This window comes from Hymenobacter saemangeumensis (assembly GCF_039541835.1).
GTDB classification, from domain to species: Bacteria; Bacteroidota; Bacteroidia; order Cytophagales; family Hymenobacteraceae; genus Hymenobacter; species Hymenobacter saemangeumensis.
The window spans coordinates 286,129-309,072 of sequence record NZ_BAABGZ010000013.1 but is presented as its reverse complement, the minus strand read 5'-3'; the positions used below and the strand labels follow the sequence as shown (position 1 = coordinate 309,072).

Below are 22,944 nucleotides of genomic sequence, written 5' to 3'. Positions count from 1 at the left end.
CTGCCATAATTCATAACTCATAACTCATAATTCCCTTTCCAGCAGCATGGCACCGTAGGAGTAGCCGCCGCCGAATACGGTGATAATGACTTTGCTGCCTGCTTGCAGCGTATCCCATACTTCGGCCAGGGCAATGGCAGCGCCGGCGCAGCCGGTGTTGCCCAGGCGCTCGATGTTGCTCACGGCCCGCTCCGGGTCGAGCCCAAGCTGCTTCACCACGTTCAGGGAGATGCGCAGGTTGGCCTGGTGCGGAATCAGGTAGGTCAGCGCCTCGGCGGAGATGCGGTGCTTGTCCATGAGCTGCTGCGTGACGCGGGCCATATAGGTGCAGGCCTGCTGAAACACGTCGCGGCCAAAAGGCATCACAATGCCGCGCTCTACTGGCTTCAGGGTCACGGACTCATCGGCCTTGCTCACCGGGGCCGCCCCGCCGGTAATGACTTCGCTGATGTGCAGGTCGGTAGCCGCCAGCCGCTCTTTGGAGATGAGCAGCGCCGCGGCGCCGTCGCCCCAGAGGTGGCCGGCAATGGTGTCTTCCTCGTTGTTGTAGGCCGTGTTGTGCTCGGTTACCACCACAATGGCCCGGCTGGCTTTGCCCATGGCGAAGTAGCCCTCCACAATCTCCACGGCATTCAGCAGCGAGGAGCAGGCTGAGGAGATGCTCACCGTAGGTATCTCGTTGATGTCCAGGGCCCGCTGCACGGCATGGGCAGCGGTATAGATGGTATCGTGCGGCGTATAGGTACCTACCACAATCAGGTCGATGCTTTTGGCATCGAAGGCCGGGGCTTCGGCCAGCACGGCGTGGGTGGCGGCAATGGCCATGGTATTGGCATTCTCGCCGGGCGCAGCTTTGCGCCGCTCGCGGATGCCGGTACGTTCAATTATCCACTCATCGGCCAGGCCGTTGAGGCGGGTGAAGTGGGCGTTGGTAACGACGGCCTCCGGCAGGTAGGAGGCCACGTGGTGAAGATACACAGGGTGGTGTTGGGTGGGAAACGAATGTGCGCTAGGCTGCGCAAAGGTACGGGCAGCAGCCGGGAGCGGGTTGCTACGCCCGAGGCTAAGCCCGAATTTTACACCGGGGCCCCGCGTCTGACTGTGAAGCTCAACCGGTTAAGAATAGGAAGACTGTAGCCGGCCCTAAATACCCAAAGGCTGGCCAACGGCTCTATCGGCGGCGGATTAACCCCGCTGCTCTCTTATCCGGATTGCGCTGCTGCCCGCAGGTCCGCTTCAGCAGCAAGGCCGCCAGAGGAAGCTGGATAAACACCATTACCAACAGCCCCTGCAGCGCTCGCCGAATTGAACACTTTACCATCGAAGTGAGAAACGCCCTCCGAGAACTCTTCCACCACATGGCCGAACCGGATGTCTACAGCAATTCCTAAGTTGGCGTACAGACTTCGTTCTACCGTTCGCCTCACCCCCCGCCCCCAAAAATGCTTAATTCGCATTTCCGAAAGGGAGAGGGGGAGCCGGTCTAGAATAGCCCTACGACAACTGGGGATGCGCTATAAGTCGTGGTTCTGTAGCCCTCAGCGCGAGCAAAACTCGACGGGCTGCCCGTGAAATGGCAATTGGCGCAGGCAGGCTGCTTGGTGTAATGATGGGCCATGAGCAAAGCGTAAGCTCCGCAGAGAAAGGCAGCAAAAAGCCCCGGCGGTAGCTACCGCCGGGGCAAATTCTGATTTAGTCAGGCCGGTACTACTGCCGCACCCGGCCGCTGCCGATGGTGGTGCTGCTCACCTGGGCGCCACCGCCCACGTACACATCGCCCGAGCCCACCACGGTGGCCTTCAACGTCTTGGTAGCGTAGATGTGCGCATCGCCGGAGCCATGAATCGATACCGAAGCTGTTTCACTGCGCAGCTTGCCGGCCCGCACGGCCCCCGAGCCGTTGATGGAGGCGTCGTGCCGCGGGCAGTTGCCGCCCAGCAACACTTCGCCGGAGCCGTTCAGCGAGGTTTCCAGCTCGGCGGCCTGCACGCCGTGCAGCTCCAGCCCGCCAGGGCCGTTCATGGCCACGTCGAGCTTGTCGGTTTTGATGTCGGTTTCTGCCTTCAGCTTGCCCGAGCCGTTCACACTCAGCCCCGTTACCACCGGCATGGTGATGTATACCACCACCGGGCCTTCAAACTGGTGCCAGCGCGGCTTGCTTTGCTCGCTGCGGGTGCCAATGCGCAGCTGGTTGCCTTTCACGGTAGTTTCCAGCCATTGCTGGTCGGCGGCAGAGGCTTCTACCTCCACGCGCTGGGGGCTGCCCTGGCGCAGCACCACCCGGGCCGAGTTGCCCAGCGCCAGGCGGGTGAAGGCCGGCACCTCGCGCATGTTACGGGCCGGCTTTTCGTCAGAGTCGGCCAGGCGGAAGGAAGTAAGGACAGCCGAGCTCGACAAGGCCAGCGCAGAAACGAGCAGCAAACGGGACGCTTTCATGGGCATGCAGAAAAGATGAAGGGTGAAACCACAGGTAAGGCTTAGGATGCAGACAGTCTCCTTTGGGTTGCCTGAGCGGTGGCACTCGCTTTCCTGAGTTACAGACTTAACGCGGCTTCAAAAACCAGTCAACTGATTTACAGCAATTTGATTTTGTTTATGCAGCTTACCTCTCCATCTATAGGCAGAGTCAGGGCAGGTGGCCCGAAGCGTTGTTTCGCCTGGTGCGGCGCGCAACCGATGTACTCGGCTTACGTCACTGCCGCCCATTTCTTTCGCCAGCCGGGCGCTGCCCCTAGAACTCCAGGTGCAGGCGCAGGGCCACTACATGCACCGGGCCCGGCCGGTCGCGGTTGTAGGCCGGGTTCACAAGCAGCTGGTAGTCGGGGCTGATGCTGGCGTGGTATTTTGGCAGGGCCAAGCTATAGAACAGCTCCGCAATGAACTCCGGGGCGTAGCTGAGCCGGCCATCGCCCACGATAAAGCCCAGGCCGCCCGCCGCCAGGTAAGCCCGGTGCTCTTCCGACAAGCCATTGACTACGGCGGCCAGCCCGAGGCGGTCGTCGGGGCGCTGCCAGCGGGCGCCGGTGCTGCTAAAGCCCAGGCAGGCGCTGCGGTCTATTTCGGTGAAGGCCCAGGTTTCATTCTGGCCGTCGTTGTAGCTCAGGCGGCCAAACAGCCCCAGGCTTTCGCTCAGCTCCTGCTCCAGGTTCAGCACCAGGCCCGTCTTGGTGCGGCCCGGCTGCCGGCTTTTGGTGATGTCGGGGCGCGGGCCGGGGCGCGGCTGTGCCAGCGTTTGCGCATAGCTGCCCATGCCGGCCACGGTGCGGTAGCCCAGCAGGCGCAGGGCGCCCGGCCGCCCCCGCAGCCGGATGGCCTTGGTGAGCTCCACGGTTTCGGAGTGGGCCTGGGCGTAGTTCGTGTCAAGGTCGGGGCCGTTGGCATAAGTGGGCACGGCGGTGCTGGCCACGCGCAGGGCCAGGCCGGGCGACACATACTCCAGCACTGCGCCCACAGTGTAGCCGCGGGTGTTGGCCGGATAGTCCCAGGCACCGGCACTCATCAGGCTCCAGTTCAGAAACTGGGTGCGGGGGTCGTGGGAGTAGCTGTTCTGGTCGAAAAAGTCGGCAATGCTGAACTTGCCGACAATCAGGCCCAGGTAGCGGTTGGGGCGCGGACCGGCCAGCTGGTTTAGCTCGTCTTCGTCTACCGTGGTTTCACTGCCCAGGGCCCAGCGCTGCTGCAGGTAGAGCCGGGCCAGGTACAACAGCGGGGAAGGGTCGCCGATGCGGAACGTTTCGCCATTGGTAGCGCCGGCCACGCCCGAAGCGCCGCTCAGCCCACTGCCACCCGATACCTCGGGGTTAAAAAACACGGCCCCACCCCGCCACAGCTTGCGGCCAATAAACAAGGTGGAGGTAAGGGAAAGCTTGGCATTTTCCCGGGGCTGCAGGCTCAGGCTGTCCTTGTAGGACGAACAGAACTCGGTGTGCCACTGCTTGATAGCAGTCTGCTGAAAGTGCAGGCTCCAATTGCTGCCCGTGGGCGACTGGTTAAGTGCCCCGGCAGTGGCCGCCGGTACAGCGGCTGGCGGGGTAGAGGCAGGCAGCATACCCTGAGCCAGGGCAGCAAGTGGCAGCCAACCCAGTAAAAGGGCGGCACAGCAGGCAGTAGAGCGCATAAGCGGAACAGAGCAAAGCCAGGGTAAGTGGCTCCGTAGAAAAAGGTGAAGAGGAACGAGCGGGCACAGCGAGGCAGGCAAAGCGCTTGCCCTGTCGATGACGCAGCCGGGTTAAAGGAATTGGCATTGCCGCTTGCTACTGCGGCCAGGTGGCAAGCAAGCTTACCCGGCGCAAAGGAACCGGCTGCTTCATGAAGTTTGCGTGTAGCGCCGTTTAGCTGCCGGCCTTGTCGCGCTCCAGGTAGTTCAGGCCCCAGCCCAGCAGCTCCATAAACACGGGCCGCACGCGCTGCCCCTGCTCGGTAAGGCTGTAGTCGACGCGGGGTGGCACCTGCTGGTGCACGGTGCGCTGCACAATGCCGTCGGCCTCCAGCTCGCGCAGCTCCTGAATCAGCATCTTCTCCGTGATTTCGGGCATGAGGCGGCGCAGCTCGCCGTAGCGCCGGGGCTGGTCGAGCAGGTAAGACAGAATGAGCAGCTTCCACTTGCCGCCCAGCACGTTCAGGCCGGTGCGCACGGGACAGGCCACGTTATCGAGCAGGGGCGCGTGGCCCCAGTAGGCTTCCGCCGCCTGCTGCTTAGTAACTTTCGACATATTTTTTCTAGTTGATTTTCAGCAATACTTTCATTTTGGTAGGCACCCTACTTTTTGGTAGGTACTTGCGAAAGGCGAAGTAAAGATACTTCCTTTGCCGCATCAAAACGGCAACCCGAGGCAAGCTGCAGCTTGTGGGGGCAGCCGGCCAGCCTTCAATTTTTCACAACCAATTGGTAGCAATACCAATACACCTCACCCCTACCCTATCATGGCTAAAAAAATCACCGTTCTCGGCGCTACCGGCAACATCGGTACCGCTCTTGTTCACCAGCTGCTCGGCCGGGGCCATCAGGTGACGGCCGTGGCCCGCGCCAGTGCCCGCCTCGACGCCCTGCAAGCCGCCGGCGCTACCACCAAAGCCGGCGATGCCCACGACGTGGCCCTGCTCACCGAAGCCCTGCGTGGGGCCGACGCCGCCTTTCTCATGATTCCGCCGAACGTAACCTCCTCCGACGTGCTGGGCCACATGCAGCAAATCGGCGAGGCCACGGCCGAGGCCGTGCGCGCGGCGGGCCTGTCCAAAGCCGTGTTCCTGAGCAGCATCGGCGCCGACCAGTCGGCCGGGACCGGCCCTGTGCTGGGCCTGCACTACCAGGAAGCCCGCCTCAACGCCATTGAGAGCCTCACCGTGGCTCACCTGCGGCCGGCCTACTTCATGGAAAACCTGCTGCCCAGCATCGGCATGATTCAGCACATGGGCATCAACGGCTCGGCCACCCGGCCCGACCTGCAGTTCCCCATGATAGCAACCAAGGACATTGCTGCCAAGGCCGCGGAGCTGCTGACAGCCGACACCCTGGAAAACCACTCGGTGCACTACCTGCTGGGCCCGCGCAACTACTCCCTGGCCGAGGCAACTGCCGCCGTTGGCCAGGCCATTGGCCGGCCGGAGCTGCCTTACGTCCCTTTTTCCTATGAAGATGCCAAAGGGGGCATGGTGCAGGCTGGCCTGAGCGAGAACATGGCCGACCTCTACATCGAAATGACCCGCCACATGAACGAAGGCGGCGTGATGACCTCCCAGGCCCGCACGGAAGCCAGCACCACCCCCACCACTCTGGAAGACTTTGCCCGCGAGGTATTTGCGCCGGCTTTTAAAGGCGCTATGGCCTGTGTGACGGCTTAAAATCAGTTGAGAGGTGAGAGTTAAAAGATGTTCTGTCTTTTAACTCTCATCTTTTAACTAAAAACAAAGGAGAAGCCGCCAAGCGCATACGCCTTGCGCTTCGCTCTCTCAACAAAGCCCTTTCGGCTCGCCGGAGGGGCTTTGTTGTTACTTTCGCGTCATGTCTGTCCTCCACTACCTCGACCAGGGCCAGGGCCGGCCCCTGGTAATTTTGCACGGCCTCTTTGGCACCCTCGACAACTGGCAGAGCCTGGCGCGGCGCTGGGCCACCGAAGCCGGCCTGCGCGTGATATCGGCAGATTTGCGCAACCACGGCCGCTCCTTCCAGACCAATGAGCACTCTTACGAGCTGATGGCCAACGACGTGCGGGCTTTGCTGGACCACCTGGGCCTGGGCGACGACGTGACGCTGATGGGCCATAGCATGGGCGGCAAGGCCGCCATGCGCCTGGCCCTGCACCACCCCGAGCACCTGGCCCGCCTCATTGTGGTGGACATTGCCCCGCGCTACTCCGACATGGAGCACCAGGACGACATCATAGCCGGCTTGCAAGCCATCGACCTGAGTAAAATCACCAACCGGCAGGAGGCCGACGCGGCCCTGGCCCAATACATTCCGCAGCTGGGCGTGCGGCAGTTTCTGCTGAAGAACCTGTACCGCAAGGAAGACAACTCCTTTGCCTGGCGCATCAACCTCGATGCCCTTACCACTAATCTGCGGGCCATTGGCGAAGAAACGACGGGCCCCGTGCCTTTCCTGAAGCCGGCCCTGTTTATCCGGGGCGGCAAGTCGCGCTACATCACCACCGAAGACAAGCTGCACGGCATTCCGGCCCTGTTTCCCAACTCCCAAGTAGCCACCGTGCCCGATGCCGGCCACTGGGTGCATGCCGAAGCCCCGGATGAAGTGTACGAGCTGGTACGGGCATTCACCACGGCCGGGCCGGCTTAGGGCCCCGTCCCCCTGCGCCTATGGCCGCTTGACCAAATAAGCGCGCCGGGCCTCCTCCAGCGCAGCCACCACCGCTGCACGCTGGGCCAGCAGCTCGCGGCCCAGGCCGGGGTCGCGGCGAAACAGGCGCAGGACCCGCAGCCGGCGCAGGCGCCCGGCCAGGGTTTCCCAGTAGCTCAGGGCATAAAAGCCGGTGAGGGGCAGGCTTAGCAAATACAGGCCCGTAAGCCAGCCCTTTTGCACAAAATGATGCACCACCATGGCCTGCAGCACATAAGCCAGGGGGAAGGTGAGCATGCCCACCACCATCATAATGGGCGCCACAAACTCCACTTCCCTGGTAGCCCGCTGGGCCACCAGAGAGGGCAGCTTGTAGGGCAGGTAGTTGTTGACCACGCCGTAGAGCCAGACGGGCAGGCCCAGCACCAGGTTGAGCAGCCCGGCCCGGGTGCCCTGCTGCTGGCTGTGCAGGGCCTCGTCGCTCAGCCGGTGCCGGCGCAGGGCCTGCAGGTAGGCTTCGAAGTCGGCCCGCATGGCGTGCAGCTGCGCCGGGGCATGGCGCTCAAACCAGGCCACGGCATCGAGCAGGGTCTGGCTGAGCTGGAAGTTGTCGTACAGCGTGCTGGGGTCGTCGTCGGGAATAAGCTGGTCGCCGAAGGTGCGCTCAATCTGCTGCACCAGCACATCTTCAGCCGCGTCTCGGGTGATAACCAACCGCCGCTCCAGGGCCTGCCGGATGGCTTCGGTAAGGGCATCGGCGGCGGCGGCAGGGTCCTGGGCATAGGCCTCGGCGTAGTGGGCCACCACAATGGGCGGGGCCACGTTAAGGAGCACATCGGATCGGAACCGACTGGGGTCGAAGTAATTGATAGCCACGGGCAGCACCTGCAGGCCCAGCTTGAAGCCGTGCCGGGCCTCGGCACCCAGGGCAATGCGGGCCGCCCCGGTTTTCAGGGTCCGCAGCTTGCGCTCCGACACGCTGGTGCCCTCGGGGAAAATCATGATGGTGCCGCCCTCGCCCAGGTAGTCGTAGCAGCGGCCAAAGGTGGCCTCGTTCTGCGCGGCCAGCTGCTCGGGCGTGACGGGCCCGTCTTCGGCACTGCCGGCGTCCTGGCGGCGGTAGATGGGAATGGAGTTGCCCGACTCCAGGATGGCCCGGGATACGGGGTTCTTAAAAAACGTGCTTTTGGCCAGGAAGGCAATGGGCTCACGGCGGTTTACGGCCACCAGCAGCGGGTCCATGAGCGTGTTGGGGTGGTTGCCGGCCAGCAGCAGGGGGCCGGGCAGCGTCAGCCGCTCCGGGTGCCGAATCTCAATGCGCCGGAAAAATACCCGCAGCGCTACCTGTACAAAGGGCTTGGCTAGCGTATAGAAGAGCATAGGCACGTCGGTTTGCCGTGCTAAGGTAGGCCGCCTGCCCGCTTTGTTAGCGGTACCGCCGTGAGGGCTCAGCCGCGTATTTCCGCTAGTACAAAGTCAGTGGCAGCTCAATAGCTACGGCTACGGGCTTGCCGGCCTGCATACCGGGCTTCCAGGGGGCGGGCACTACCGTTTTCAGGGCCGACCACAGCGCCCGCTGCGCGGCTTTGCCTTCGGGCGAGTTAACCGAGATTTTATTGGAGGGACTGGGCTCTACGCTGGCGGCGCGGGCTTCCCCATCGGCACCCACGGTGAAGCGCACCATCCAGCAGCCGGCGTTGTGCACCACCGGCCCTTTGCTGGGGTCTTTCAGGCTGGTCTCCAACTCATCGAGCAGCTTGGCAAAGCCGCCCGGAAACTGGGGCATCTGCTCGGGCAGCAAAATGCCCGGCTCTTTTACTTTTTCATTCAGGCGGTTGCGGGGCGGGTCGTCCTGGGCAGCGGCAGCCTGCAGGCCAAGGCCGCTGAAAAGTACGGCTCCCAACAGGAGCCGTCGTAAGAAAGAAGCAGTGGAAGGTAAAGTTTGCGCCATATAAACTAAAAAGACGGAAAATGGGGGAGCGAAAGAGCTAGCAGGCATAGCTGCTGATTAGCAGTGGCTAAGATACTGAAAAAGCCACAACATGCATTATAATCCTAAAAGATTGGGCATCTTTTAACCGCCACATATGCCCATGTGCAGACTTGCTGCCCGGAGCAAAGCATTCGGCGTGCGGCAGCCTTAGCTGGTACGGAGCTACTTAACCGCTGGATGTTGACCAAGGGTTTCTCCTGCAGCATTTCCGCGTAGCGCGGCCCGCAGGCGCTGTCCGGCCAGCGCGGCCAGCCCAGCTACCAGGCCAGCTACCAGGCCGGTAACGACAACCATAAGCGCCGCCGAGCCTCCCAGCGGCAGCAGGCCGGCCATGCGGCTGGCCAGCAAGCCGTCGTTGCGCAGGTTCAGCCACAGCGCCGGCAGCAGCCAGCTCAGCCCGCCCCCAGCAAAAGCCGCCCAGAACGCCGCTTTGCCGCTACGGGCCAGCAAAAAGCCCAAGGCGAAAGCGACCACGGCCAGGCTCCACCACGGCAGCAGGAGCTGGGCCAGCGAGGCCAGCAGGCAGATGAGCAGGAGCAGGAACCAAGGATTGTGCAGCTTCATACCGGCAAGTTAGCAGGAACTTAGTGCCGGGCCAAGCAGCAATTGGCGGCTTTAGGCGGCCGCCAGCACCTCGGCGTCGTTGTTGGCCGGCGAATTCACGCGCTTGCTTACCACGTACTCGCGCATGGCCGCGGCATCGTACGGCAGCAGCAGCTCCTGATGGGCTTTGCTGCCCAGGTCGTCGGCCAGCCAGGCCTGCTCGGCAGCCCGGCCGGGCAATATCACGGGCATGCGGTTGTGGATGTTGGCCATCAGCGCGTTGGGCTCGGTGGTGATGATGGTGAAGGTGGGGTGCAGCTCGCCGGTGCTGCGGTCCAGCCACTCGTCCCAGAGCCCGGCAAAGGCGAAGAGCTGCTCGTCTTGCAGCAAAATGCGGTGCGGCACCTTGCCCGCAGGCGTGGCCTGCCACTCGTAGAAGCTGTCGGCCAGCACCAGGCAGCGCCGCCGCTGCAGCAGCTGCCGGAAGGAAGGCTTTTCGGCCAGCGTCTCGGCCCGCGCATTTATGGGCTTGGGCCCGCTGGCCGGGTCGCGGCTCCAGCCCGGCACCAGGCCCCAGCTCACCAGCTGTATCTGCTGGGGCGCGGCATTGGTGATGATGGGGAGCTGCTGCGAGGGCGCAGCGTTGTAGTTGGGCCCGGCCGGCTCGGTAAAAGCAGCGTCAAAGCGCTTTTCAGCGGCGGGCGCGGGCGTAACGAAGGTGTAGCGGCCACACATAGGCGAATGGGGGAATGAGTGAATGGGTGAATGAGTTCTTTCAACGCGTACAGCAAGACTTTGCCCAGTTTCCCAGCCCTAGACCTGCTTATGAAGCCAACGCAAACGGAAGGCTCAGATTAGCCATCTAAGACAAGGATAAACGACAAAGCGCGGCCTCCGTTGCCATCTCATTCACCCATTCACCCATTCACCCACACACCCACTCACTCATCCCCTACTTGTACAGCTTCTCGTAGTACTCCTTGGCCATGCGGTTGCTTTCGAACTCGGGCTCTACGTCCTTCATGGCGGTTTTCACCACTTTCAGGAACTGCTTGGGCTGGTCGTAGTACATGGGCACCACCTGGTTTTCGAGCACGTCGAGCAGGGCCACCGACTCCTGGGCGTTGCGCTCCTCGTCGGAAGTACCTTCCGGGGCGTGGGGAATGAGGAAGCCATTCTCACCGGGCTTGATGAACTCGGGAATCCAGCCGTCGGCAATGCTCAGGTTTACCGAGCCGTTCATGGCGGCGGTCATGCCGCTGGTGCCGCTGGCTTCGCGGGGGAAGATGGGCGTGTTCAGCCAGATGTCGGAGCCCTTTTTGAGGGCGGCGCTGAGGTTGAGCTCGTAGCCCGTGAGCACGGCGCAGTTTTTCAGGTGCTTGGTGCGCTGAATGATGCTGTTGAACAGGTTGATGGCGCCGTAGTCGAGCGGGTAGGGCTTGCCGGCCCAAATCATCTGTACCGGCCGCTCGGTGTCGGTCACCAGCTTCACAAACCGGTCGAACTGCTGCAGGATAAGGTCGGCGCGCTTGTAGCCGGCAAAGCGGCGGGCCCACACGATGGTCAGCACCTGGGGGTCGAATACGTTGCCGGTCTGGTCGGCCACCAGCTCGAACAGAGCCTTCTTGAGCTCGTACTTGCGCTCCACCAGGGCCTGGTCGTCCTTGGCCTTGAGAGCGGCGGCCAGGTACTTGTCGCGCCAGTAAGTGCCGTTCTGCGAGTTGGTGATGGCGATGATGGGGCAGATGCCTTCGTTGTGGCCCCACATTTCGTTGCTCACCACGCCGTGCACCTTGCTCACGGCGTTGGCCTTGCGCGCGAAGCGCAGGGCGGTGAGGGTATAGTTCAGCGAGTCGCCGTGCAGGCGGGCTACCTCCCGCACTTCCTCTACCGGCACGCTGCCGAAAAAGCCCATGTCGGTGAGCAGCTTCATGGGGCGCTCCTCGTTGCCGGCCAGCTCAGGCGTGTGGGTGGTGAACACCAGGCGCTTCTTCACCTCGTCGAGCTGGCGGCCGTGCTTGTCGTAGAGCCAGAACGCCAGCGGCAGGCCGTGGCCTTCGTTGAGGTGGTACACGTCGGTTTTGCGGCCAATCAGGTCGAGCAGCTTGCCGCCGCCCACGCCCAGCAGAATGGACTGGGCCACGCGGGCCGCCTCGTTGGGGTCGTAGAGGTGGTGGGAGATGGTGCGCGACACGTAGTCGTTTTCCGGAATGTCGGTGGTCAGAAAGAACATCGGCGCCGTGCCGAAGGTCTCGGGTGCCAGGTACATGGCTTTCACCTGCACGTCGGCCCCGTGAATGGTGATGGGGAACATCAGGCCGGTGTCTTCCAGAAAGGAATAGTACTTGCGGCGGTAGTTCACCTTCAGGGTCATGTCCTCGTTGCGGCCCTGGTCGTAGTAGCCCTCCGACCAGAGAATGCCGATGCCGACCAGGTTTTGCTTGAGCTCATAGGCCGAGCGCATGTGGGAGCCGGCCAGGAAGCCCAGGCCGCCGGAATAGGTTTTCAGCGCCTGGTCGAGCGCGAATTCCATGGAGAAGTAAGCCGCCGCGGTTTTGTACTTCGCAGCGGGGGTGTAAGGTTTAAAGGTGAAGGCCATGAAACGGAGAAAGCAAGCCAAAGCGGCTGCGTGAAAGAATTAGGAATGAAAGAAAAAACCGCCGGCAAAACGCCGGCGGCTTCGGGCCACAAGGTCCGAATAGCGGGACAAAGAAAAAGCGGAAGTTGGATAATAAAACCAACTTCCGCTTCTGCAATCGATTGCAGGCCAATTAAAAACGCCTTATACTGCCGCTATGCCTTTCAGACGCTTGAGTTGCTCGTAAGTTTGCTGCGAAGCCTTGAACTGCCGCTCCACGGCCTGGCGGGCGGGGCCGGAAAGCTCGGAGTTGTCCAGGGCTTCGCGGTAGGCTTTCAGGGCCCATTCTTCACCATAAATGTTTGAATCCAAAATGCTGGCTTCGTCGCGATTGGTCACAATGGCCTTGGCATCCATAAAGCCCCGGTAAAACTTGCCTTTCAGGGTGGTGCTGCTTTCGGCATCGCCCCCGGCGCTGCGGGCAAAGCCATTGATTTCATTCACAAACTGCTCACTTTGCTGCACCAGCTCCTGGTAGTACTTCTGGTTCTGGGCGTCCTTGGTCTCTTTGGCGGCGGTTTTGTAGCCTTCGATGCGGTCGTTGACGAACAGGGCCAGCTCGTTGAGCGTGTCGACTAGTTGGGGGTTAGTATTCATAAAAAATCAGTCTTAATGGGGTGGAAAGGAGGAAAAACAAAACACTGGGCAGAGCATCCGGCTAACGTTGACCTGTTTAAATGGTTTGATTTTAAACCTACTCTCCTGACTCCCTCTCGCGCTAGCGACGCTTGTCGCCCGCCTGCGTCACCACATGAGCTTACCGTCTCGACCAGTCACGCAGCCCCATTAAAGGGTGAAGGAAAGGTCAGGGCCAGCATCTGACTACTTACACATGCCAATTTTTCACGCCATCTCTTTTAACGCATCCATGACACGTTGCTTACTTCCCGCCCTGCTGCTTGCAGTGGCGGGCGCCCTCCCCAGCCAGGCCGGCCGGCTGTCGGCCCCGGTGGCTACTGCTTCCCGCCCGGCAGCGGCCCCCGCTCCCACTGCCAAAGCCGCTCCTGCCCTGCGCATCGACCCCACATTCTGGTGGGTGGGCATGAAAAACCCCCGGCTGCAGCTGCTGGTGCACAGCCCCGGCATCGCCGGCAGCACGGCCACGCTGGCCGCCTACCCCGGCGTGACGCTGGAGGGCGTGCAGAAGCTGGAAAGCCCCAACTACCTGCTGCTGAACCTGAGCATCAGCGCCAGCGCCGCCCCCGGCCAGCTGAAGCTTGAGTTTAAAGGCAAAAAGAAGCTGAGCTACAGCTACGAGCTGCGCGCCCGCAATACGCCCGGCGACCCCAGCAAAGTGCAGGGAGTAAACACCTCCGACTTCATCTACCTGCTCATGCCCGACCGGTTTGCCAACGGCGACCCCACCAACGACGTGATAAAGGGCATGAAGGCGCCCGGCGTGGCCCGCGACTCCATGTACTCGCGGCACGGCGGCGACCTGAAAGGCATTGAAAACCATTTCGACTACCTCAAGCAGCTGGGTGTAACGGCCATCTGGCCCACGCCGGTGGTGGAGAATGACCAGCCCAAGGCCAGCTACCACGGCTATGCCCTCACCGACTTCTACCAGGTAGACCGGCGCTACGGCACCAACGAGGAATACGTGCGCTTTGTGCAGCGGGCCCACCAGCAGGGTCTGAAGGTAGTGCACGACGTGGTGCTCAACCACATCGGCAGCGAGAACTACCTGTTCAAGGACCAGCCCGCCAAGGACTGGTTTCACCAGTGGCCCACCTTCACCCGCAGCAACTTCCGCGACGCGGCCTTTAACGACCCCTACAAGTCGAGCGCCGACTTCAACCAGTTCAACAACGGCTGGTTCGACACCCACATGCCCGACCTGAACCAGAGCAACCCGCTGGTGGCTACCTACCTCATTCAGAACTTCCTGTGGTGGGTGGAGTACACCGGCCTCGACGCTTACCGCGTGGATACCTACACCTACTCCGAGCCCAGGTTCCTGATGCAGTGGGGCGAGGCCATCACCAGCGAGTATCCCAAGCTGGGGCAGTTCGCCGAGACCTGGGTGCAGGGCACGGCGCAGCAGGCCTTCTTCGCCAAGAACATTCTGCCGCCCGTGGACGGGTTTAAGTCCAACATGCCCGGGGTGCTGGACTTCCAGCTGCAATACGCCATCAACGAGGCCCTGACCAAGGACGCGGGCTGGACGGAAGGCATCAACAAAATGTACTACACCCTGCAGGCCGACTGGATGTATGAGGACCCGATGCGCAACGTCACCTTCCTCGACAACCACGACATGAGCCGCTTCTACTCGGTTATCGGCGAGGACTTCGCCAAGTACAAGATGGGCATCGCCTGGCTGCTGACCACGCGCGGCATCCCGCAGCTGTACTACGGCACCGAGGTGCTGATGAAGAACTACTCCAACCCCGACGGCAAGGTGCGCGAGGACTTCCCCGGCGGCTGGCCCGGCGACAAGAAAAACCTGTTTACCACCCGCACCGGGCAGGAGGCCGAGGCCTTCGACTACGTGAGCAAGCTGGCTCAGTACCGCAAGAGCCACCCCGTGCTGCACGCCGGCAAGCTCATGCAGTTTATTCCCGATGCGGGCGTGTACACTTACTTCCGGTACTCCGATGCCGGCACGGTGATGGTGGTGATGAACTCGGGGAAGGACGAGAAGACCGTGGACACCAAGCGGTTTGCGGAGCGTCTGCAGGGATTTTCGTCGGGGCTGGAGGTGACTTCGGGGGCGGTGCTTTCCGATTTAAGCTCTTTGAAGATTCCGGGGCGCACGGCTTGGGTGGTGGAGTTGAAGAAGTAGTTTTTTTAACCGCAGAGGGCGCAGAGGTTTCGCAGAAGAGCCGCAGAGGATTATGCATGAAAATGAGATTTCCTACGCAGTTCGAAAAGCTGCCTATGATGTGCACGTAGCACTGGGACCTGGCTTGCTGGAATCGGCGTATGAAGGCGCTCTACTACATGAGCTACGCTTAACCGGGCTACAGGTACAAAACCAAGTTGCACTTCCAATGGTGTATAAAGACGTCCGGCTTGATGTAGGCTATCGGCTCGACCTGCTGATTGAGAACAAGGTTATAGTCGAGCTTAAAACAGTTGATGCACTACTCGATGTACACCACATGCAACTCCTCACTTACCTTAAGCTGACAGGCTGTAAGCTAGGCCTGCTTATCAACTTCAATGTTCCTCGTATCAAAGAAGGCATCTTCCGCAAAGTCAATGGACTGACTGATTAGAGCCCTCTGCGTACCTTCTGCGAAACCTCAGCGCCCTCTGCGGTGAAAAAGCCCACATAACCATGACCGACCTAACCGACCAAGTAGCCATTATCTCCGGTGCCAGCCGCGGCATCGGCCGGGCCATTGCCCTGCTCCTGGCCCTGCAGGGCGCCAAAGTAGTAGCCGTAGCCCGTAGCGAGGAGGAGCTGACCGAGCTCACCCACAAAACCAGGGGCCTGAGCATCGTGGCCGACATCGCCGACGACACCGACGCCCAGCACGTGGTAGACGAAACCCTGCGCCAGTACGGCCGCCTCGACATCCTGGTGTGCAACGCCGGCGTGGGCTCCTTCAACGAGCTCGAAAACTTCACCGCCGCCGAGTGGGACCGCATGTTCGACACCAACGTGAAAGGCACCTTCCTGCTCTGCAAAGCCGCCGTGCCGCACTTCAAGAAGCAGCGCCGGGGCCACATCGTGGGCATCACCTCCGACGTAGCCCGGCGCACCTTTCCGCACGGCACGGCGTACGGCGCCAGCAAATATGCCCAGGACGCGCTGCTGGGCAGCCTGCGCAAGGAAGTGCGCCCCCACGGCATCAAGGTGAGCACCATCTACCCCGGCCTGGTCGACACCTATTTCAACGACACCACGCCGGGCAGCGCCGAGGCCGAGAAAACCCACCTGCGGCCTTCCGATGTGGCCCAGGCCGTGCGCTATGTGCTGGAAGCACCGCCCCACGTGGTGGTCGACGAGCTGATGCTGCACCCCATCACCCAGGAATGGTAGTTTCAATAAGTAATGTACAATAAGTAATGGATAATTTGAACGTCATTGCGCATTGTTCACTGCTAATTGCTAATTGACTTGTTATCTTGCCGCTCATGAAGAAAACGATGCTGGCCGCCGGCATGCTGACCCTGGCGGCTTTCACCCCGCACATTCCCCCCGTGGCTGATAAGACGCTGCCTCCGCCTGACCCCAATACCACCACCGAAGTACCCCAGGACAATAAGCTGGTTATCTACCAGCTGATGACCCGCCTGTTCGGCAACAAAGTGGCGCTGAACAAGCCCTACGGCACCATCGCGGAAAACGGCTGCGGCAAGTTCAACGACATCACCGACAAGGCCCTTGATGAAATCAAGAAGATGGGGGTGAGCCACGTATGGTACACCGGCGTGATTGAGCACGCCACCATGACCGACTACACCGCCGCCGGCATACCTGCTGACGACGCCGATGTGGTGAAAGGCCGCGCCGGCTCGCCCTACGCCATCAAGGACTACTACGACGTAGACCCCGACCTGGCCGTGAACGTGAAAAACCGCATGGCCGAGTACGAGGCGCTGATTAAGCGCACGCACGACAAGGACCTGAAGGTGCTCATGGACTTCATCCCCAACCACGTGGCCCGCTCCTATAAGTCGGATGCCAAGCCCGCCGGGGTCTTAGACCTGGGCGCTAAGGACGACAAAACCAAGGCCTTCGCTCCCAACAACAACTTCTACTACCTGCCCGGTAAAAGCTTTGTGGTGCCCGCCGGCTACAACCCGCTGGGTGCCAGCAAAGGCCCGCAGGAAGACGGCAAGTACAGCGAAGTGCCCGCCAAGGCCACCGGCAACGACGTGTTCTCGGAAGCCCCCAAGATTGACGACTGGTTTGAGACGGTAAAGCTCAACTATGGCGTCGACTACCAGAACAACCGCGCCACGCACTTCAGCCCCGTGCCCGACACCTGGGTGAAGATGCGCGACATCCTGCTCTACTGGGCCGGCAAGAACGTGGACGGCTTCCGCTGCGACGTGGCTGAGATGGTGCCTGTGGAATTCTGGGCCTGGGTGATTCCAGAGGTGAAAAAGGTAAAGCCCGACATCATCTTCATTGCCGAGGCCTACAACCCCAAGGAGTACAAGACCTATATCGAAAAGGGCAAGTTTGACTTCCTCTACGACAAGGTGGGCCTCTACGACGCCTTGCGCCGCCTGATGCGGGGCGAAGGCACCACCGAAGACATTACCAAGGTGTGGAAAGAGGAAAGCCGGGGCTTCTCCTCCCACATGCTGCGCTTCCTGGAAAACCACGACGAGCAGCGCATTGCCTCCAAGGACTTTGCTACCGACCCCATGCGCGCCATTCCGGCCATGACGGTGACGGCAACCCTGGCCTCCGGGCCGGTGATGCTGTACTCCGGCCAGGAAGTGGGCGAGCCCGCCCGTGGCAGCGAAGGCTTTAGCGGCGAAGACGGCCGCACCACCATCTTCGACTATTGGGGCGTGCCCGAGCACCAGAAGTGGCTGAACCAGGGCAAGTTCGATGGCGCCAAGCTGGGCCCCGCGCAGAAAGACCTGCGCGAATTCTACAGCCGCCTGCTCAACCTGGCGGCCAGCAGCGACGCCATCCGCCGCGGCAAGTTCTACGAGCTGCAGGATGCCAACAACCTCGGCAAGGAGTACAACCAGAAGTACGTGTATGCCTACCTGCGCTACACCGACAAGCAGCAGCTGCTGGTGGTGGTCAACTTCAACCCCGACCGGGCCTATAAGCCCACCATCAACATCCCGGCCGAGGCGCTGACCGCCATGGGCTTAAACCCCAAGAAATTCTACACCTACACCGACCTGCTAAACGGGGGCGAGCCCCGCAAGAGCCTCTACCTGACCCTGGCTCCCATGTCGGCCTATGTTTTTGAGATAAAACCTTAGTAAGGTTGTCGTAGTGCCACAATGAATTTGTAAGTTTGAAGGCTGCGAGGCGCCCGAAAAACGGGCTTTTCGCAGCCTTTTACCTGTTTTGCTAACCCCTTCCCATTCCCTATGGCATCTGTCGCATCGGTCCCTACTACGGGCACGCACAAGCCCCGCCTGAGCTTCTGGCAAATCTGGAACATGAGTTTCGGCTTCTTGGGCATTCAGTTCGGCTTTGAGCTACAGAATTCAAATGTGAGCCGCATTTTCGAAACCCTGGGAGCGAATAAGGACGACATTCCCATTTTGTGGATTGCAGCCCCGTTAACGGGCCTACTTGTTCAGCCCATCATCGGTTATTTCTCCGACCGCACCTGGCACCCATTCTGGGGCCGGCGCCGCCCGTTTTTCTTTATAGGGGCCGTGCTTGCAACCCTGGCCCTCATTTTTATGCCGAATTCTTCGGCCTTGTGGATGGCCGGCGGTATGCTGTGGATTCTCGATGCCAGCATCAACATCAGCATGGAGCCGTTCCGGGCATTTGTAGGCGACAAGCTTCCGGCCGAGCAACGGACGTCGGGGTTTGCCATGCAAAGCTTTTTTATCGGCGTTGGGTCGGTCATTGCGGCGCTGCTGCCCTGGATATTTACCAACTGGTTTCATTTAAGCAATACTGCCCCGAGCGGGGAGATTCCGCCTTCGGTGAAATGGTCGTTCTACATGGGCGCCGGGGCCTTCCTGCTGGCGGTGATGTACACGGTATTTACTACGAAGGAGTTTCCGCCCGAAAACATTGAGGAGTTTCGCAAGGAAAATGCTCAGATTGGTATCTGGGATGGTCTGAAGGAATCCTTCCTAGGCATATTCAGCATGCCAAAGGCAATGCGTCAGTTGGCCATCGTGCAGTTTTTCACTTGGTTTGCCCTTTTCGCCATGTGGATTTACTCTACCAATGCGGTTACCAGCAATATTTACAACATGAAGGTTGATAACGCTTTTTTCACCAAGATAAGCACCTTCGTTGAAGCGCAATCCAAGCAGCCAGGTAGCGAAAAAGCACATAAGGAACTGCAGTCGCTGCAACGGGACATTGCAGAGATAAGGCAGTTTCAAGCCGAGCAGCCCAACAAAATCCTCACCGTTAACCTGGCCAACTACTACAATACAAACGGCAACCCAGATGCCGGCGAAAAGGCGGAGCTGCAGCGCGTGCAGAAGCAGTACAACGATGGCGCCGACTGGCTAAGTCTGGCGTCGTCGGTTCGAAACGGCGTAGCTGCACTTTTTGCGTTTATAATCCCGCTGATTGCGGCGCGCACCAGCCGGCGTAAAACCCATATGCTCTGCCTGCTGATTGGGGGCATGGGCTTGCTTTCCCTGGAATTCATCACCAACCCCGACCTGATTGTTGTGTCAATGGGCTTGGTTGGCATTGCCTGGGCCAGCATCCTGTCCATGCCGTATGCCATCCTGGCCGGCTCCCTGCCCGCCAACCGAATGGGGTATTACATGGGGGTTTTCAACTTCTTTATCGTTATTCCTCAGATTGTTGCAGCCACAATCCTGGGGTTTTGCACCATGCACCTCTTCCAGGGCAACACCCTGCACACCCTTGCCCTGGGCGGAGCCTCAATGGTGCTGGCCGGTTTGCTTACCCTTTGGGTGAGGGACGATGACGACAATAACCCGGCCGTAGTTGAACCACCCATCAGCCCCGGCTACGATACCCCGGCTCCGATAGTACCCAGCACCTAGCTTAGTGCCGCCCCCGTATTTGTACGGAGTAGCCTACCATAAATCCGCATTAATCCTGGCAACAGCCGCCCGGCTGGTGTACGTATCCCGACAGTTCACCTTTCGGGCTTCGTATGCTACTGGCGGCTGTTTTCTTTGGATTGTTTTTTAGCGTTTGTATTGGAATTCTGGCATTAATGCCCCGGCCCCGGGGCCGACGGCTGCAGCCCCGCCCCTACCGGCCCCGGGTAAGCATCCTGGTGGCGGCCCGCAACGAGGAAGCCGCCATAGCGCGCTGCCTGCGTTCCCTGGCCAACCTGAACTACCCGGCCCGGCTGCTGGAAATCATCATTGCCGATGATAAGTCGACCGACCGCACCGCCGAAATCGTGGAGGAGTTTATCCGCGACAAGCCCCAGTTTAAGCTGCTGCGCGTGCGGCAAAACATGGGCACCACCCAGGGCAAGTGCAATGCCCTGGCCCACCTCTGCCGCGCCGCCACGGCCGACTACTTCCTTTTTACCGACGCCGACATGGCCCTGTCGCCCGACTGGGTAACGGGTATGCTGGCCGCTGTGGAGCCCGGCGTGGGCGTGGTAACGGGCATGACCACGGCCACCGGGGGCCTGTACGGCCGCCTGCAGGGCCTCGACTGGCTGTTTGGCCTCAACCTCATCCGCATCATGGCCGACCACAAGCTACCGGCCTCCTCCATCGGCAACAACATGCTGGTGACGCGCGAGGCTTACGAGTCCATCGGCGGCTACGAAGCGCTGGCGTTCAGCGTGAGCGACGACTTGCAGCTGTTCCGCCACGTGGTGGCCCGGGGCTGGCAGTTCCGGCACGTGAGCGAGCCCCGCACGCTGGGCGTGTCGCTGGCTCAGCCCGACCTGATTAGCCTGCTGCGGCAGCGCAAGCGCTGGATGACGGGCATGGACCGCCTGCCCTGGTACCTATCCGGCCTCTTCATGCTCTACGGTGTGTTCTACGGCGTGCTGTTCTGGCCGGGCTTTCTGCCCCTGCCCATGGTAGCCGGCATCTACGGCCTGAAAATAGCCCTGCAGACCCTGTTCCTGCTCATCACCCTGCGCCAGACCGGGCACCGCGAAAACCTGGCCGTGCTGCTGCTCTACGAGCCTTACCTCTGCCTGATGTCGCTAGCTGTGCTGGCCTACACGGCCTGGCCCAGCCACATTGTGTGGAAGCAGCGCCGCTACACCTGGGCCGAAGCCGGGTAGGCGTTCCTGGTTTCTGGTTTCTTGTTACTGGTTTCTTGTTGTCATTCTAACCAGAAACCAGGAACAAGCAACTAGAAATAATCAGCTGCGGAGCATGGTGGCTACTTCCCGGCCGGTGGCTAAGGCGGCGTTTAGCGAAGGGTAGGCGGCCCAGTCGCCGCAGCGGTACAGCCCCTCGGCCAGCTTCAGGGGCAGCTGTACGGGCTGCCCGGCCAGGTACACCGGCAGGGCGTGCTCGATGTGGTAGGTACGCAGGTGCGCCCACTGCCGGGCAGCCGGGCCAAACCAGGCGGCCAGCTCCTCGCGCAGCTGCGCCGTGAGGTCGGCTACGGCCAAGCCATGCTGGCCGTGGGTGCTTACTGAAATCAGCTACCGGCCTGCCGGAGCATAATCCGGGCTGACATCGGCGGGAAAGCTGACGTTGTGTACCAGCCCTGGCCGGGCGTTCAGGCGCAGCAGCCGGTCGCCGCGGCCGGGCGAGTAGCCCTCGGCACTGAAGTAGGTACAGGTAGTAAGGCGCGAGGCCATATCGGCGCTCTGCTTCGGTAACTGCTCGCCCAAGAGCTGGCTGGCGGCCGGGCCGTCGGTGGCCAGCACAACAGCCGCCCCACTTAGCACCTCGCCCGAGGTTAAGCGCACTTCGCTGCCATGAATGGCGGCTACGGTGGTGTTGAGGCGGATGGCGCCGGCGGGCAGGCGGGCGGCCAGCTGTTCGGGCAGCTGCTGCATGCCCAGCGCAGGCACAGCCGCGTCGCCCTGCACAAACTGCTGAAACACGAACTCGAAGAAGTTGCTGGCCGTGCTCAGGCTTCTATCCAGGTACACCCCGCCGAAGAAAGGGCGGAAGAAGGCGTCGATTATCTGCTCGCTCCAGCCGTAGCGGCGCAGGAACGACAGCGTGTCCGTGGCTGGCCGCTGCAGCAATTGCTCGGGCGTGTGCTTCTGCACGTGCCGCACCAGGCTGAGCAGGCGCAGCTTATCGGCAAAGGTGCCCACGGGGGAAGTCAGGGCCGAAAAGGCCGCCAGCGGCTGCTGCAGCGGGCTTTGCAGGGTTGTTTCGCGGCCATCGGGCAGCTGAATAACGGCCCCGGAGCGAAAGGCTTTCAGCAGCAGCGCACCGTAGTCGAACAGCCGCCGCGCCTCCGGGTAGTTGGTTTGCAGCACCTGAAAGCCGCGGTCCAGCCGAAAGCCTTCGGGGCTGAGGTCGGTGCGCACGCGGCCCCCTACGCCGTCCGAGGCTTCGAGCACGAGCACCGGGTGCCCGGCGCGGTGCAGCCAGGTTGCGCAGGACAGGCCCGCCATGCCGGCGCCGATGATGATGATTGGTTGTTTCATTACACCTGCAAAAGCCGGAAAGTGAGGTTCAGGTTTGAGAGGAAGTGCTCTAGAATTTATGCGGCTTCCACTTCTTGCGCGTCTTCATGGTCCAGAACTCCGCCACGCCGGGCCGTCGCAGGCCCACCTGCCAGGCGCCCATTACCTGCCCCAGCCGGTAGCCGCTGGCCTGGTCCTGGGGGTACTGCTTCTGTAATAGCGCGTAGTCGGCGGCCGCTATATCCTTGCCCACTTCGCCGTGGCAGCGCAGGCATAAGGCATTGTTCAGCACAATGGGCCGCTGGTAGGCAAATAAGTCCTGCTGCGGCCGCCGGATGGTGCGCATAGTATCCGGCGTAAGCTCCGCGGCAGGGAGCGCAGCCTGGTTGGCGGGGTTGCGGGGGCGAGTACTGACGCGCCGCGCCGCCGCCTGCATCACCTTAGCCAGCGAGTCGACCAGGCGGTATTGCTCGGGCTTACAAAATGGCGCGGCCCGGGCCACACCGCCCGCAGCCAGCTCCCGGGCCAGGGTGCGGCGCAGCAACGTATCGGCGGTGGCCGTGAGTGAGTCGCCGGCCCAGCGGGTAGCCCGCAGCAGGTCGGCCGGCATAATGCGCTTCACCTCCCAGTTGGCCGTTTCAATGCCGATGCGCTTGCTGTCTTTGAGGTGCTCCACCTGGTCGGGGCGGCAGGCAGCAGAAGCCAGCAGCAGCACTACGCCTGAGCGCATGAAAGCGCGTTCAACAGCAGCTTTAACGCGTGCCGAAACCTTGTTCAGAATGCTCTTTTCCATGTTCAG

General features: G+C 61.4%; 22 protein-coding genes. 8 read left to right on the top strand and 14 right to left on the bottom strand.

Annotation, left to right across the window (positions count from 1 at the left end):
* Positions 1–24 precede the first annotated feature (24 nt).
* From ABD919_RS05760 to ABD919_RS05740, 5 genes are all read right to left on the bottom strand, one after another.
* Positions 25–978: a 3-oxoacyl-ACP synthase III family protein gene (locus ABD919_RS05760; RefSeq protein ID WP_345234627.1), complete on the bottom strand. Its 954-nt coding sequence runs from the start codon at positions 976–978 to the stop codon at positions 25–27.
* A 224-nt stretch (positions 979–1,202) separates the two neighbouring features.
* The gene (locus ABD919_RS05755) at positions 1,203–1,457 is read right to left on the bottom strand and encodes a hypothetical protein (RefSeq protein WP_345234625.1); all 255 of its coding nucleotides are present in this window, start codon (positions 1,455–1,457) and stop codon (positions 1,203–1,205) included.
* Between the two features lie 250 nt (positions 1,458–1,707).
* Positions 1,708–2,436 (bottom strand): head GIN domain-containing protein, encoded by a 729-nt coding sequence (locus tag ABD919_RS05750; RefSeq protein WP_345234623.1) that lies wholly within the window; start codon positions 2,434–2,436, stop codon positions 1,708–1,710.
* A 295-nt stretch (positions 2,437–2,731) separates the two neighbouring features.
* Positions 2,732–4,048: a carbohydrate porin gene (locus ABD919_RS05745; RefSeq protein ID WP_345234622.1), complete on the bottom strand. Its 1,317-nt coding sequence runs from the start codon at positions 4,046–4,048 to the stop codon at positions 2,732–2,734.
* A gap of 283 nt (positions 4,049–4,331) precedes the next feature.
* Complete coding sequence (locus tag ABD919_RS05740) at positions 4,332–4,712, bottom strand: winged helix-turn-helix transcriptional regulator (protein ID WP_345234620.1); 381 nt, start codon at positions 4,710–4,712, stop codon at positions 4,332–4,334.
* Positions 4,713–4,923: 211 nt separating this feature from the next.
* Between ABD919_RS05740 and ABD919_RS05735 the strand changes: the two genes are divergently transcribed.
* Both ABD919_RS05735 and ABD919_RS05730 read left to right on the top strand, forming a co-directional pair.
* On the top strand, positions 4,924–5,841 hold the full coding sequence (locus ABD919_RS05735) for an NmrA family NAD(P)-binding protein (protein WP_345234618.1): 918 nt from the start codon (positions 4,924–4,926) through the stop codon (positions 5,839–5,841).
* Positions 5,842–6,001: 160 nt separating this feature from the next.
* A complete protein-coding gene (locus ABD919_RS05730) occupies positions 6,002–6,793 on the top strand; it encodes an alpha/beta fold hydrolase (protein WP_345234616.1) in 792 nt (263 codons plus the stop codon).
* Positions 6,794–6,811: 18 nt separating this feature from the next.
* On the opposite strand, the gene ABD919_RS05725 is transcribed toward ABD919_RS05730, so the two are convergent.
* The 6 genes from ABD919_RS05725 to ABD919_RS05700 all read right to left on the bottom strand — a co-directional run bounded on the left by ABD919_RS05725 (position 6,812) and on the right by ABD919_RS05700 (position 12,564).
* Positions 6,812–8,173 carry a lysophospholipid acyltransferase family protein gene (locus ABD919_RS05725; RefSeq protein WP_345234614.1) on the bottom strand — a complete coding sequence of 454 codons (1,362 nt, stop codon included), beginning with the start codon at positions 8,171–8,173 and terminating at the stop codon, positions 6,812–6,814.
* An 85-nt stretch (positions 8,174–8,258) separates the two neighbouring features.
* On the bottom strand, positions 8,259–8,696 hold the full coding sequence (locus ABD919_RS05720) for an energy transducer TonB (protein ID WP_345234612.1): 438 nt from the start codon (positions 8,694–8,696) through the stop codon (positions 8,259–8,261).
* A gap of 252 nt (positions 8,697–8,948) precedes the next feature.
* Positions 8,949–9,350 carry a hypothetical protein gene (locus tag ABD919_RS05715; RefSeq protein ID WP_345234610.1) on the bottom strand — a complete coding sequence of 134 codons (402 nt, stop codon included), beginning with the start codon at positions 9,348–9,350 and terminating at the stop codon, positions 8,949–8,951.
* 51 nt (positions 9,351–9,401) lie between these two features.
* Entirely contained in the window at positions 9,402–10,064 is a 663-nt protein-coding gene (locus ABD919_RS05710) for an SOS response-associated peptidase (protein WP_345234608.1), read from the bottom strand.
* A 217-nt stretch (positions 10,065–10,281) separates the two neighbouring features.
* Positions 10,282–11,928: an alpha-glucan family phosphorylase gene (glgP, locus tag ABD919_RS05705; RefSeq protein WP_345234606.1), complete on the bottom strand. Its 1,647-nt coding sequence runs from the start codon at positions 11,926–11,928 to the stop codon at positions 10,282–10,284.
* 183 nt (positions 11,929–12,111) lie between these two features.
* A complete protein-coding gene (locus ABD919_RS05700) occupies positions 12,112–12,564 on the bottom strand; it encodes a PA2169 family four-helix-bundle protein (protein WP_345234604.1) in 453 nt (150 codons plus the stop codon).
* 271 nt (positions 12,565–12,835) lie between these two features.
* Between ABD919_RS05700 and ABD919_RS05695 the strand changes: the two genes are divergently transcribed.
* From ABD919_RS05695 to ABD919_RS05670, 6 genes are all read left to right on the top strand, one after another.
* Complete coding sequence (locus ABD919_RS05695; RefSeq protein ID WP_345234602.1) at positions 12,836–14,755, top strand: glycoside hydrolase family 13 protein; 1,920 nt, start codon at positions 12,836–12,838, stop codon at positions 14,753–14,755.
* A 52-nt stretch (positions 14,756–14,807) separates the two neighbouring features.
* A complete protein-coding gene (locus ABD919_RS05690) occupies positions 14,808–15,191 on the top strand; it encodes a GxxExxY protein (protein ID WP_345234600.1) in 384 nt (127 codons plus the stop codon).
* 62 nt (positions 15,192–15,253) lie between these two features.
* Entirely contained in the window at positions 15,254–15,961 is a 708-nt protein-coding gene (locus tag ABD919_RS05685; RefSeq protein ID WP_345234598.1) for an SDR family oxidoreductase, read from the top strand.
* Positions 15,962–16,056: 95 nt separating this feature from the next.
* Positions 16,057–17,877, top strand: a complete 1,821-nt coding sequence (locus ABD919_RS05680; RefSeq protein ID WP_345234596.1) for an alpha-amylase family glycosyl hydrolase — start codon at positions 16,057–16,059, stop codon at positions 17,875–17,877.
* A gap of 111 nt (positions 17,878–17,988) precedes the next feature.
* Positions 17,989–19,614, top strand: a complete 1,626-nt coding sequence (locus tag ABD919_RS05675) for an MFS transporter (RefSeq protein ID WP_345234594.1) — start codon at positions 17,989–17,991, stop codon at positions 19,612–19,614.
* Between the two features lie 176 nt (positions 19,615–19,790).
* Entirely contained in the window at positions 19,791–20,831 is a 1,041-nt protein-coding gene (locus ABD919_RS05670; RefSeq protein ID WP_345234592.1) for a glycosyltransferase, read from the top strand.
* Positions 20,832–20,912: 81 nt separating this feature from the next.
* Here ABD919_RS05670 and ABD919_RS05665 read toward each other — a convergent pair whose 3' ends face one another.
* Genes ABD919_RS05665 through ABD919_RS05655 form a run of 3 tightly spaced genes read right to left on the bottom strand, consistent with a single transcriptional unit; the run spans position 20,913 to position 22,875 of the window.
* Entirely contained in the window at positions 20,913–21,167 is a 255-nt protein-coding gene (locus tag ABD919_RS05665; protein ID WP_345234590.1) for a hypothetical protein, read from the bottom strand.
* Positions 21,168–21,200: 33 nt separating this feature from the next.
* Entirely contained in the window at positions 21,201–22,166 is a 966-nt protein-coding gene (locus ABD919_RS05660) for a protoporphyrinogen/coproporphyrinogen oxidase (RefSeq protein WP_345234588.1), read from the bottom strand.
* Positions 22,167–22,215: 49 nt separating this feature from the next.
* On the bottom strand, positions 22,216–22,875 hold the full coding sequence (locus tag ABD919_RS05655) for a c-type heme family protein (RefSeq protein ID WP_345234586.1): 660 nt from the start codon (positions 22,873–22,875) through the stop codon (positions 22,216–22,218).
* Positions 22,876–22,944: the final 69 nt, after the last annotated feature.